This is a genomic window from Granulibacter bethesdensis CGDNIH1, assembly GCF_000014285.2.
In the GTDB taxonomy this organism is placed as follows: Bacteria; Pseudomonadota; Alphaproteobacteria; order Acetobacterales; family Acetobacteraceae; genus Granulibacter; species Granulibacter bethesdensis.
Map to the genome: position 1 here is coordinate 946,582 of NC_008343.2, position 12,516 is coordinate 959,097.

Consider the following 12,516-nt stretch of genomic DNA (forward strand, 5'->3'; position numbering starts at 1 on the left):
ACGAATGAAGAAGCAACAGGCCTATACCACCGTCATGGCGATGGTAAAAACGGGCTTCTTCAGTGTCCCGATAAAATCAAAGGGATCAAGGGATTGCATTGGTTGCTGCCCGAAGCCTGTTCAGGGCCGATAATGCTGATCCATCATCAATGGATCGGCGGGCAAGGGCGACCCCTTCTTTCAGCGTGCCGGTCTGTCCGGCGACGATCAGGGCGGCCGCCGCGTTCAGGCAGACAGTATCACGATATGGTCCGTCGGCTCCGTCAAGCAAGGCCTGCAGGACCCGGGCGTTGTGGTCCGCATCGCCACCCTGAATGGTATCCAGCGGTGCGCGGGGCAGGCCGGCCTCTTCCGGGGTTACACTGAACTGGCGCAGGCTGCCGTTTTCCAGCGCGGTGACCTGGCTTTCGCCGGCCAGCGTCAGTTCATCCAGGCCGAGGCCATGGACGATCCAGCATGTCTCCGTGCCAAGCTCTCCCAGTACCCTGGCCATTGGCGCGGCCCAGATCGGATCGAAAACACCGGTCAACTGCCGCTTGACGCCAGCAGGATTCCCCATCGGGCCGATCAGGTTGAACAGGGTGCGGATGCCAAGCTGTGAACGCGCCTCCGCAGCATGGCGCAGGGCAGGATGAAAATGGGGGGCAAACAGGAACGCACAGTGCTCATCATGCAGAATGGCTTCCTGCCGCTCCGTGCCGAGGTCGATCTGCACGCCCAGCGCTGTCAGGACGTCGGCGGCGCCAGAGCGGGAACTGAGGGCACGGTTGCCGTGCTTGGCGATTGGAATGCCGCATCCGGCCACGACAAAGGTGACGGCAGTGGATATGTTAAGCGTTCCCGCACCGTCACCGCCCGTGCCGCAGACATCAATAGCGCCATCCGGTGCTTTGATGGGGATCATATGTGACCGCAGCGCCCGCACGGCCCCGCCCATTTCAGCTTCTGTTTCCCCGCGGAGACGCAAGGCCATAACCAGCGCGGCAATCTGGGAGGATGTGGCCTGACCACGCATGATCAGATCAAAGGCTGCGAAGGCTTCTTCTTCGTTCAGATGTTCGCCTTTGGCGAGGCGCGACAGAACTGGGCGCAGATCGGTCTGCACCGGAACAGGGGAGGAGGTCATCGGAAAAATCAGGCGGCAAGACGCGGCGGCAGGATGGCTGGAACAGCTTCCCCCCGGGCGGCGGCAAGAAAATTGGCCAGAATGGCATGGCCATGGCGGCTGGCGATGCTCTCCGGATGGAATTGCACGCCGCAAATCGGCAGGGAGCGATGGCGCAGCCCCATGATGAGACCATCTTCCGTCTCGGCGGTAATTTCCAGCACGTCCGGCAAGGTCTCCCGCTCGACGATCAGGCTGTGATAGCGGGTGGCCTCGAACGGGTCGGGGAGGCCGGAGAAAACATCCTGCCCCCCATGATGAATGGGGGAGGTCTTCCCATGGAGCGGATAAGGCGCCCGGCAGACAACGCCACCAAAGGCTTGACCGATCGTCTGATGACCAAGGCATACCCCGAATAGCGGGATAGTGTGTTCAGCCGCGGCCTGCACCAGCGGCAGACAAATTCCCGCCTGTTCCGGGGCGCGGGGGCCGGGGGACAACACGATCGCCTCCGGTCGCAGGGCAATGGCCTGTTCCACGGTGATGTGATCGTTGCGGCGCACATCGCAGGTCACGCCGAGATCGCCCAGAAACTGTACCAGGTTGAAGGTAAAGCTGTCGTAATTGTCGATCAGAAGGATCATCGTCACCGCACCCGGCGTTCCGCTTGGTTATCTGCTCTGAACACAGAGTGTATTATCCTCTGCATCTCTGCCTTTGTTGTTCTCATCGTGGCGCGTTTCAATCCCCGCGCCCAGCCCGTTGTTGTCATGCCGGAAATGTTTCTGACGCTGAGCCGCTTTGCAGTGAGTCATGAAGGGAATCAGCCTCTCCATTCCTGAAAGCGACCAGAAATCGGGTGAGGATGGAGCGAGCTTCTCCCAGTGCCGTCTCCCAGTCACCGGGTGTTGGCTGCCGGACGATCCGCATGGAGGGGTACCATGCGGTGCGGTTGCCATGCATGCGCCAGCGCCAGTCCGTGGTGAAACGGTTCAGCATCAGCACGGGTTTACCAAGGGCACCGGCCAGATGGGCAACCGATGTATCCACTGTGATCACCAGATCGAGCGCCATGATCAGTGCTGCAGTATCTGCGAAATCGGAGAGATGTGAGGTTGGATCAAGCAGGTTGATCCCGGCGGGAGGGTATTTCGCTTGCTGCGCCGGTGACCCTTTCTGGAGCGAGATGAAATGAGCGCCGGGGAGTTGGGCAAATGCTGCAAAAGCAGACAAAGGCAGGGAGCGCTGGGCATTCCAATGCTGGTGTTCGGCATCATTATCCCGGATGCTGCCAGCCCAGCAAATACCGATCAGGGCATCACCCGGCCGGGGGGTCAATATCTGCTGGAATGTATTTTTCCACTGAGCTTCATTTGCTGAAGATGCAGACAGATAGGGGACCGGCTCTGCATTGCGAATATAGGGGTCATTCATCACATGCGGCAGGCTGAGCAGCGGACAATGCAGATCGTAATGCGGCAGGGCCGCACCGCGTGGCACGACGAAGATAATGCCGGGAATATGTCTGATCAGCCTGACCAGCGGTTGATCCACCTCCACCACAATCCTGTGTTTTCTGGCCAGAACCGGCAGATAACGTGCAAATTGCAGCGTATCTCCCATACCCTGCTCGGCCCATAGCAGGATGGTCTGGCCCTGTGTGTCCTGCCCTTCCCAGCGGGGGCAGGGGAAGGGGCGTGGTTGCCGCCCATCACGGTGCCATCGCGCCTCATAAAGCGCGTACCCTTCCTGCATCGTGCTGAGCAGCATCAGCACATAGCCGAGATTGAATTCTGTTGTCGGGTGGCCGGGCCTGAGCGCCAATGCCCGACGCAGCAGCGGTTCTGCCTCCTCCGGTCGGCCGAGATCCTTGCACGCACCGGCCAGAGACAGCAGCAGATCGGGGTTATCGGGCTGCCTCAAGACGGCGCGGGTCAGATAGGGAACCGCTTCTTCGAGTGCACCCGTCGCGGCGCAAAGTGTGCCGAGTGCTTCCTCTGCCGCTTCATGATCCGGGCTGGCGGCCACCGCCCCCCGCATCAGGGTGACCGCTTCCTCACTGCGCCCCAGATCGTGCAGCAGGGAGGCCAGGCCAACCGCATAATCCGGCCGGTTCGGCTCCAGATGCAGGGCGTTGCGGAACGCGGTTTCCGCTTCTTCATGCCGCAAATCCTTTAGACAGGCATGGGCCAGCGTATTCTGGATTGCGCTATCCTGAGGGGCCAGTTTCACAGCTTGCCGCAGAATTGCGGCTGCGGCGGCGTATTCCTGCCGTTCGATCAGCAGCAATCCCAGAAGATGCGCCGGCGCAGGATCAGACTGATTTTCCCGCCACGCCTGTCGGTATGCATTTTCGGCGTCTTCGAGCCTGCCCTCCCGGTGGGCAGCGCGGGCGCGTTCGAACCAGGACTGTTCAAACGTGCTCACGAAGCAATCCCGGTGGCGAAAAGGTGATGCATTTGAAAACCATGCCGCTTTTGCAGGACTTCACCAACGCGCAGCCGGTGACAGATATGAGGATCGGTTTCGTAACAAAGCAGGCAGCACGGTGCCTGACCAGCAAGTGTTGCAGCTTGCTGAAGGGCCATCTCTGCTTCCGGTGTGATCAGTTTTTCGTCCACGATGGACCAGAAGCGAGGCCAGTCACGCCTCTTGTTAGCTTCCCGTCCTTCCGGCGGGGTGCCAAGAGGGCGGAGATGGACATAAGAAATTCCGTGCTCCGCCAGGCTGTTGGCAAGGATGGTTTTTGAAAATCCGGCCCGTCTGGATAACGGGCGATCCCGGACATCAATCAGTGTTTTGACCCCGGTCTGAAGCAGAGCCTCGATCACGTCCCGCTGTGCCGTTTTCTCATAGCCGATGGTATAAAGTGGCGCAGGGGACATGGCGCGGTTATTTCAGTGCGTCTTGGGTTGCGGCGGCAAAGCGGATTGCTTCTTCGGCGGCACGGAACAGGGCGCGGGCTTTCTGCCGGGTTTCCTCATATTCGGCAGCGGGATCGCTGTCGGCCACGACCCCGCATCCAGCTTGCACATGCATCATGCCATCCTTTACCACCGCGGTGCGCAGGCCGATACAGGTATCCATGGTGCCATCAGCCGCGAAATAACCGATACAGCCAGCGTATATCCCGCGCCGGTCGGGTTCCAGCTCCTCGATGATTTCCATCGCCCGGACTTTCGGGGCCCCACTCAGCGTGCCGGCAGGGAACCCGGCACAGAGCGCATCGACCGCATCCAGACCCGCTTTCAGCCTGCCGCGCACTTCGGAAGAAATGTGCATCACATGACTGAACCGCTCAATCACGAAGCTCTCCGTGACTCGTACGCTGCCGAGTTCGGAGACGCGGCCCACATCATTGCGGCCGAGATCGATCAGCATCAGATGCTCGGCCCGTTCCTTGGGGTCGGCAAGAAGCTCCTGTTCCAGCGCCTTATCTTCCTGCGGGGTTGCGCCGCGCCGTCTGGTGCCGGCAAGGGGACGGATCGTGACTTCCCCATCGCGCAGGCGAACCATGATTTCCGGGCTGCTGCCGACTACGGCAAAGCCGTCGAAAGCCAGATGATACAGGAACGGGGCCGGGTTGATCCTTCGCAAGGCCCGATACAGGGCGAGCGGTGGCAGGGAGAAGGGTGTTGAGAAGCGCTGGCTCGGCACGACCTGAAACACATCTCCGGCACGGATATAGTCGATCGCCCGCACGACACCGGCCTCGAAATCCTCGCGGCTGATATTGGAGGAAGGCTCGATCGTGCCGCCGCCATCCTGAGGCGCGCCTGTCATCATGGCACAGGCAGGCAGAGGACCCGCCAGACGGGTGAGGGCAGCCGTGATTGTTGCGCAGGCCCGTTCATAAGCGTCCCGTGCGCTGATATCCGAGCGCGGGAAGAGAGGCGCCGCGAGGGTCAGGCCATCCTTGACCGTATCGAAAATCGCCATCAGGGAAGGGCGGCCCAGAATGGCTTCCGGCACGTCCAATATGGTCTGATTTTTGGTGGGCAGCACTTCCATCTGCCGCACCATGTCATAGCCGAGATAGCCGACCAGCCCGGCCGCCATGGCGGGCAGACCATCCGGGATATCCAGCCTGGTCTCGGCGATCAGGCGTCGCAGACTATCCAGCGGTGCGTCCGGTTCGGGTGTGAATGAGTCGGCGTCGGTCAGGGCGGACCGGTTGATTTCAGCCTGACCATTCCGGCACCGCCACAGCAGATCGGGGCGCAGGCCGATAATGGAATACCGCCCGCGCGTGGCGCCTCCCTCGACACTTTCCAGCAAGAAAGAGTTCGGCTCCCCGTTGGCCAGCTTCAGATAGGCGGAGACCGGTGTTTCCAGATCGGCCACTGCCTGCGCCCAGACCAGCACGCCCTCACCACGATCATAGGCGGCCTGGACGGTTTCGAAATCCGGGAAAAAAGGCGGGGGCGTCATTGTTGCATAATCCGTTGCAGCAGAGCGTTATTGACCCGCGCATCGGCTTTGGACCGCAGCGATGCGAGGAATGTATTTTCCAGATCCTCGGCCAGCCCTTGCGTGATTTGTTCCCGTGCCTGCGAGAAGGCAGCAGGGTCGTCCTTTTCGGTCGGGCTGAGAATACGGGTCAGGCGGATGATCGCGAAGCCATCCGGCGTGTTCACCATGGTAGAGTCATTGAGCTTGAGGGCAAACAAGGCGCGCCGGGTGTCGGCACTGACATCGCCGGTTTCGCCTTTACGTGTCAGCAGGGGAATCTGCTTCAGCGTGCCGCCGGAGAGGGTGACGGCATCAGCCACCGACTTTCCCTCCTGCAGGGCGAGCATGGCACGGGTAGCGGCCTCTTCCTGACTGTGGTGGCGTTTATCCTGTATCCAGTCCGCGGTCACTTCGGCCTTGACCTCCGGGAAAGGACGCAGGGCGCCGGGAATAATGTCCTCTACCTGCACGGCGAAATAGGTGGTTGGTCCGGCCGGCGTACCCGGCTGGCTTTGCGGTGTCACGGGTACCAGATGGGGCGCATCACCTTTTTTCATGGAGAACGCGGCGGTGATGAGTGCCTGTTTCAACTGGTCCGAGCCGGGGATGGGGGCCGGGGTGCCTTCGCGTGTATTGCCTTGCATGTCCAGCTGACCAGAGATCGCTGCCACAGCATCGGCATCCGGCAGCTTGTCATCCAGCGTCGATCCCTGCGCAAACGCCTCGTCCAGATGGGAGGAGCGGTCATAGATCTGCTCCATGGCGCGCTGGGTGGAGAGAATCTGCTTAATCTCCTCCTTCATCTCCTCGAAGCTGCGATGGGTGGCAGGCTGGATTTTGCCGACACGCACGACATGCCAGCCAAGCGAATCGTGAACCGGCCCGGCAATCTGATCGGTTTTCGTGGTCTCGAAAGCCAGAGGCATGAGATCAGGCACCGGCAGCTGTTGCTTTGTGATGCCGGTCAGTTCCACTGCACTGCCGCCATCGCTGTTGGCCAGAGCACTGATCTTTTTCCAGTCGGCACCGTTGTCCCATTGCTCTGCCAGCGCTTTGGCCTTTGCTTCATCCGGCACCAGAACGATGCTGACATCCCGCTTTTCCGGTGTGTCGAAATGGATGCCATTCGCGTCGTACCAGGCACGGAGGTCTTTTTCCGGCACCTCTATGGCTTTGGCGACCGTTTCCGGGGTCAGGACGATAGCCTTGATCCGACGGTATTCCGGGGCGGTATAGCGTGCGGGATGATTGGCCCAGTAACGTTCCAGCTGCTTGTCAGTCGGCTGGGGCGGGGCGGGTGCTGCGGAGACCGGGACTTCGATCATGTCTCCGCTGCGCTGCTCCTTCTGCCAGGCGAAGAGCGGAGCCACCAGAATTTTGGGGGCGCTGGCTCCGGCGCGGATCGCGTCCAGAAGCTGCCGTTCCGTTATAGTGCGCCGCAAATAGGCGACATAGCTGTCTTCCGTCAGCCCCACACTGTTCAGCACCGCCTGAAAGCGTGCCTGATCAAACTGGCCCTGATCGTTTTTAAAGGCAGGCATAGCGTAGGTCGCCTGCCGGATATCGGCATCCGGTGTGGTCAGCCCCATTTTTCTGGTCAGGTCATCCAGCACTGTCTCCGTCACCATCTGCTGCAAAGCCTGCTGGGCCACCATTTTGCGGATGTCGGGCGGCACGTCCTGCCGTCCCCCGCCCATCTGCTGGCGCACGCGATTCAGCTCTCTCTGGTAGGTGGCCTGAAAAGCCTGAGGTTCGATCCGGCTGCCATTGACGGTGACGAGTGCGCCGCCCCCGGTGGCCTGGGTCCAGACATCGGAGAATCCCCATCCCACGAAGGCCAGCACCAGAAGGCCGAACAACAGGCGCACAGGCCACGCATTGAGAGAGTTTCGAAAGGTAGCGAGCATGGGGCAGGTATCCATGGAGCGTATGAGGGCCGGCACCATAATGCGGCTTGACCGTCAGGGAAATGGTCTCGCTGGTCCTGATAAAGCCTGGTTGCATTTTGCGTCTTGCTGGAAACCCCCTTACTGAGAGACCGTCCATGCCGCAGAAAGACGGTTGTTAGATTTCGGAAGGGTCCCGATACGCCATGCGCCAGCTGATTGCCGGAAACTGGAAAATGAACGGGCTGCGCAGTACGTCGGAGTCGTTGTTGCAGGCCCTGCGGGATGCGGCTCCTCACGCGCTGCGGAATTGCGACATGCTGATCTGCCCGCCTGCGACACTGATTGCACAGGCGGCATCGGTTCTGGCCGGTAGCGGGATTGAGGTCGGGGCGCAGGATTGTCATATGGCCCGCTCCGGCGCGCATACGGGCGATCTGTCTGCGGAAATGCTGGTTGAGGCAGGCGCGCACTGGGTGATTCTGGGTCATTCCGAGCGCCGCCGCGATCATGGTGAATTGAGCGAAACGGTGCGTGAGAAAGTCATCGCAGCTCGTCAGTTCGGTCTGACCCCGATTGTCTGTGTCGGTGAAACGGAGGATGAGCGTGCCTCCGGCCGGGAAACGGAGATTGTTGGCTGGCAGATCAAGGGCAGCCTGCCGGACGGGTTTGCAGCGGACTCGAATGGCGTTATCGCCTACGAGCCGGTCTGGGCCATCGGTACCGGGCGCACAGCGACGGTAGAGGATGTGGCCATGATGCATGCCTTCATCCGGGAGGAACTGGTTCGCCAGTTTGGAGAAGCCGGGCGGGGCGTCCGGATTTTATATGGCGGCTCGGTCAAGCCGGAGAATGCGGCCAGCCTGCTGCGCGTGCCGGAGGTTGGTGGTGCGCTGGTCGGGGGGGCGAGCCTGTCGGCACAGGATTTTCTGGCCATTGCTGAGGCTTCTGCCTGACCGAAAGCCGGCATGCAGGAAGGGGCGGGCATACCGGCATGGGGGATGTCTGCATTTTGCGTAACGGAATGCTTTGCAGAGTCCGGGCATATCTGTAGAAACCGCGCCGGTTACCTGCTGAGGTCATCCCGTTACGGTCACCCCGTGGTCACAGGGCCTTTGTCATGTCGGCATGATGGCTTTGAAAGACGATCCTCGGCTCTGACCGTGCTATATGGTTGGAAAGATCATCTGGAATAACCGGCCCCCGGCCGCGAAAGGCTGCTTATGAATACCGTGCTGCTGATAATCCACCTGTTCGTGACTCTGGCGCTGATCGGCGTGGTTCTGATCCAGCGCAGCGAAGGGGGCGGTCTGGGCATTGGCGGCTCCCAGGGAATGGGATCGTTCATGAGCGGTCGCGGCACCGCCAATCTGCTGACACGCACCACGGCGATTCTGGCGACGCTGTTCATGCTGCTTTCTTTGACGCTTGCGCTGCTCAATCGCGGTACGGCGGGTGTCGGCCATTCCGTACTGTTCGGTCAGGGCACGCCTGCTGCACCTTCCAGCCCGTCATTGCCCGCTGCCCCGCCTGCGCATCCCCCCGCCGGTAGCCAGCCTGCCGCGCCGGATGCAAAGACGGCTGTTCCCAAGACTCCTTCGGCACCACAGGTGCCGGCGAATTGATGATGGGCGCGTCTCCTCACGCACAGTGTTTGTTCCGTTCCTTTGCCACAGAAGATTGAGATCTCATGACGCGGTTTGTATTCATCACCGGCGGCGTGGTTTCTTCCCTCGGGAAAGGAATCGCTTCGGCGGCCCTTGGGGCGCTATTACAGGCGCGTGGTTATTCCGTCCGTCTGCGGAAGCTTGATCCTTATCTCAATGTCGATCCGGGCACGATGAGTCCGTATCAGCATGGTGAAGTGTTCGTGACCGATGACGGGGCGGAAACCGACCTCGATCTCGGCCATTACGAGCGTTTTACCGGTGTGCATGCCCGCAAATCCGATAATGCGACCACCGGGCGTATCTATTCCGATGTGATCGCGCGGGAGCGGCGCGGCGATTATCTGGGTGCCACGGTGCAGGTGATCCCGCACATCACCGATGCGATCAAAGATGCGGTGACACGTGATCTGAACCAGGATCTCGATTTCGCCCTGATCGAAATCGGTGGAACGGTCGGCGACATTGAAAGCCTGCCTTTCCTTGAGGCGATCCGTCAGCTCGGCAACGAGCTTGGCCCGTCACGCACCATGTTCGTACATCTGACGCTGGTGCCCTATATTCCTTCCGCGGGGGAGCTGAAGACCAAACCGACCCAGCATTCGGTGAAGGAACTTCAGAATGTCGGTATCCAGCCCAACATGCTGCTGTGCCGCTGTGACCGTCTGATCCCGGAAAACGAGCGTCGCAAGATCGCCAATTTCTGCAATGTGCGTCAGGAAGCGGTCGTCTCGGCATTGGATGTCGATACCATTTATTCCGTGCCGATCCGCTATCATGAGGAAGGCATGGACCGGGAGGTTCTGCGGCACTTCAATCTTCCGATTGGGGGGGAGCCGGATCTGACCCGCTGGCGAGAAATCGCCGATGTTGTGCGCGCCCCTGATGGCGTGGTGAAGATCGCGATCGTCGGTAAATACATCACCCTGCTCGACAGCTATAAGAGCCTCGCCGAGGCGCTGGTTCATGGCGGTATCGCCAATCGTGTCAAGGTCGAGATCGACTGGGTGGATAGCCAGATTTTTGAACAGGCCGACTCCGTGCAGCGCCTGGAAGGGGTGCACGGTATTCTGGTGCCGGGCGGCTTCGGTGAGCGTGGAGCCGAAGGCAAGATCGAGGCGGTGCGCTTTGCCCGTGAACACAAGGTTCCGTTCCTGGGAATCTGCTTCGGCATGCAGATGGCGGTGATTGAGGCGGCACGGAACCTGGCCGGGCTGCCGGATGCGTCCTCCACCGAATTCGGCCCGTGTGAGGTGCCGATTGTCGGCCTGATGACCGAATGGGCGCGGGGGAATGATCTGGAGCGCCGTTCGGCATCCGGTGATCTGGGTGGCACGATGCGGCTGGGTTCCTATCCGGCGGCGCTGATCGAGGGATCGCTGGCCCGTGAAACCTATGGTGGTGTGCCGGTGGTGCAGGAGCGTCATCGCCATCGCTATGAGGTGAACATCCATTACCGGGAGCAGCTGGAAGCCGTCGGCCTGCGCTTCTCCGGTCTCTCTCCGGATGGGGTGCTGCCGGAGATCGTCGAATATGCCGATCATCCATGGTTCGTTGGCGTGCAGTATCATCCGGAGCTGAAATCCAAGCCGTTTGATCCGCACCCGTTATTCTCCGGTTTTGTGGCCGCTGCGGTCCGGCAGGCGCGTCTTGTCTGATCGCGGTGAGAATGGGCAGGCGCGGATTGTCACGGTCGGCAATGTGCGCTTCGGCAATGATCTTCCCTTCGTTCTGATCGCGGGGCCGTGCCAGATTGAAAGCCGCGCACATGCGGAAGGTGTGGCGGCGGAACTGCATGCGATCTGTGCGCGGCTGGACATCCCGTTGGTGTTCAAGGCCAGCTACGACAAAGCCAACCGAACCAGTGTCGGTGGCGCGCGTGGGGTCGGGATGGAGCGCGGCCTCGATATTCTGGCCGGGATCAGGGAGCGCTTCGACATTCCGGTGCTGACCGATATTCATGATATCGGGCAGTGCAAACCGGCGGCAGAAGCCGTCGATATTCTGCAAATCCCGGCTTTTCTGTGTCGTCAGACCGATCTGCTTCTGGCAGCCGGAGAAACCGGTCGCACGATCAATGTCAAGAAAGGGCAGTTTCTGGCCCCTTGGGACATGCGGAACGTAGCTGCGAAAATTGCGTCGACCGGCAATCACAATCTGCTGTTGACGGAGCGTGGCGCCAGTTTCGGCTATAACACGCTGGTCACGGATTTCCGCGCGCTGCCGATCATGGCGCAGACCGGCTATCCGGTGGTGTTCGATGCCACGCATTCAGTGCAGCAGCCGGGTGGTCAGGGCACGGCATCGGGCGGAGACCGTACCTTCGCTCCGATTTTGGCACGCGCAGCTCTGGCCGTCGGCGTTGCCTCCGTGTTCATCGAATGCCATCCCGATCCGGATCGGGCACCGAGCGATGGTCCGAATATGATCCCGCTCGACCAGATGGAGGAAACCCTCCGCCGGTTGAAGCAATTCGATGTGCTCGGCAAGGCTGGCTGAAGCCAGAGCCTATGATCACGCAACGGGAGGGGAAACAAGCATGACCGCCGATAAACCCCTCCGTTATTGGCAGGATATGAGTTGGCCCGAGATTGCCGCCCTCGATAAGCAGGCCGCCATTGCTGTTCTGCCTGTTGCGGCGGTGGAACAGCATGGGCCGCATCTGCCGTTATGGGTCGATGCAGCCATTAATGAGGGGCTGCTGAAGCTTGCTCTCGATCGCGTGCCCGACGACATGCAGGTGCTGGCACTGCCGATGCAGGCGGTGGGATGGAGTGAGGAGCATATCGCTTTTCCCGGTACGCTGACCCTCTCCGCGGATACGCTGTTGGCTGTATTGCGGGATCTGGGGGCCAGTGTGGCGCGTGCCGGGTTCAGGCGTCTGGTGTTTCTGAATTCTCATGGCGGGCAGCCGCAGATTCTCGATATCGTGGCGCGGGAGCTTCGTATCCGTTTCGGCATGTTCGTCACAGTGTGTGGCTGGACCAAGCTCGGTGTGCCGGATGGTCTATTCTCGCCGCTGGAACGGTCGACGGGCATCCATGGGGGGGCGCTGGAAACATCCCTGATGATGCATCTGCGGCCTGATCAATTGCGCCTGTCACGGATCGATGATTTCGTGCCGGCGCATCGTGATGATTCTCATCGGCATCTGTCGGCGACAGGACGGATTCCCTATGCCTGGACGGCGCAGGATCTGAATCCCGGCGGAGCATGCGGGGATGCCAGAGCGGCCAGTGCAGAGAAAGGACGTATTCTGGCCGAGCATCTGGCCAGTCAATTCGTCAGCCTGCTGCATGAGGTTGAAAAATTCGATCTGGCCCGGTTGCAGGAGACGATTGATTCATCGCTTGTAAAACGGCAGTGAAACGAAATCCGGGACAGGATGTTGTAACCCGGATCGGCC

11 protein-coding genes are annotated in these 12,516 nt (G+C 60.6%); 5 read left to right on the plus strand and 6 right to left on the minus strand.

The features are described from left to right. Nucleotides 1–85: 85 nt before the first annotated feature. From trpD to GBCGDNIH1_RS16595, 6 genes are all read right to left on the minus strand, one after another. Nucleotides 86–1,126, minus strand: coding sequence for an anthranilate phosphoribosyltransferase (gene trpD, locus GBCGDNIH1_RS16570; protein ID WP_011631527.1), 1,041 nt, complete (start codon nt 1,124–1,126; stop codon nt 86–88). Nucleotides 1,127–1,134: 8 nt separating this feature from the next. Continuing rightward, nucleotides 1,135–1,749 (minus strand): anthranilate synthase component II, encoded by a 615-nt coding sequence (locus tag GBCGDNIH1_RS16575; protein WP_025319228.1) that lies wholly within the window; start codon nt 1,747–1,749, stop codon nt 1,135–1,137. A 124-nt stretch (nt 1,750–1,873) separates the two neighbouring features. After that, on the minus strand, nt 1,874–3,532 hold the full coding sequence (locus GBCGDNIH1_RS16580) for a tetratricopeptide repeat protein (RefSeq protein ID WP_011631529.1): 1,659 nt from the start codon (nt 3,530–3,532) through the stop codon (nt 1,874–1,876). Then, nucleotides 3,529–3,990, minus strand: coding sequence for a DUF488 domain-containing protein (locus GBCGDNIH1_RS16585; protein ID WP_011631530.1), 462 nt, complete (start codon nt 3,988–3,990; stop codon nt 3,529–3,531). The genes GBCGDNIH1_RS16580 and GBCGDNIH1_RS16585 overlap by 4 nt, the downstream gene beginning before the upstream one ends. Nucleotides 3,991–3,997: 7 nt before the next feature. Then, complete coding sequence (gene trpE / locus GBCGDNIH1_RS16590; RefSeq protein WP_011631531.1) at nt 3,998–5,536, minus strand: anthranilate synthase component I; 1,539 nt, start codon at nt 5,534–5,536, stop codon at nt 3,998–4,000. Beyond that, on the minus strand, nt 5,533–7,464 hold the full coding sequence (locus GBCGDNIH1_RS16595; protein ID WP_072563893.1) for a SurA N-terminal domain-containing protein: 1,932 nt from the start codon (nt 7,462–7,464) through the stop codon (nt 5,533–5,535). The genes trpE and GBCGDNIH1_RS16595 overlap by 4 nt, the downstream gene beginning before the upstream one ends. 185 nt (nt 7,465–7,649) lie before the next feature. Between GBCGDNIH1_RS16595 and tpiA the strand changes: the two genes are divergently transcribed. The 5 genes from tpiA to GBCGDNIH1_RS16620 all read left to right on the plus strand — a co-directional run bounded on the left by tpiA (nt 7,650) and on the right by GBCGDNIH1_RS16620 (nt 12,477). After that, nucleotides 7,650–8,399: a triose-phosphate isomerase gene (gene tpiA / locus GBCGDNIH1_RS16600; RefSeq protein ID WP_011631533.1), complete on the plus strand. Its 750-nt coding sequence runs from the start codon at nt 7,650–7,652 to the stop codon at nt 8,397–8,399. A gap of 267 nt (nt 8,400–8,666) precedes the next feature. Beyond that, nucleotides 8,667–9,068 (plus strand): preprotein translocase subunit SecG, encoded by a 402-nt coding sequence (secG, locus tag GBCGDNIH1_RS16605; RefSeq protein ID WP_011631534.1) that lies wholly within the window; start codon nt 8,667–8,669, stop codon nt 9,066–9,068. Between the two features lie 65 nt (nt 9,069–9,133). Next, nucleotides 9,134–10,768, plus strand: a complete 1,635-nt coding sequence (locus GBCGDNIH1_RS16610; protein WP_011631535.1) for a CTP synthase — start codon at nt 9,134–9,136, stop codon at nt 10,766–10,768. Beyond that, the gene (kdsA, locus tag GBCGDNIH1_RS16615) at nt 10,761–11,609 is read left to right on the plus strand and encodes a 3-deoxy-8-phosphooctulonate synthase (RefSeq protein WP_011631536.1); all 849 of its coding nucleotides are present in this window, start codon (nt 10,761–10,763) and stop codon (nt 11,607–11,609) included. The genes GBCGDNIH1_RS16610 and kdsA overlap by 8 nt, the downstream gene beginning before the upstream one ends. A gap of 40 nt (nt 11,610–11,649) precedes the next feature. Further along, nucleotides 11,650–12,477: a creatininase family protein gene (locus GBCGDNIH1_RS16620; protein ID WP_011631537.1), complete on the plus strand. Its 828-nt coding sequence runs from the start codon at nt 11,650–11,652 to the stop codon at nt 12,475–12,477. The last annotated feature ends 39 nt before the right edge of the window (nt 12,478–12,516 follow it).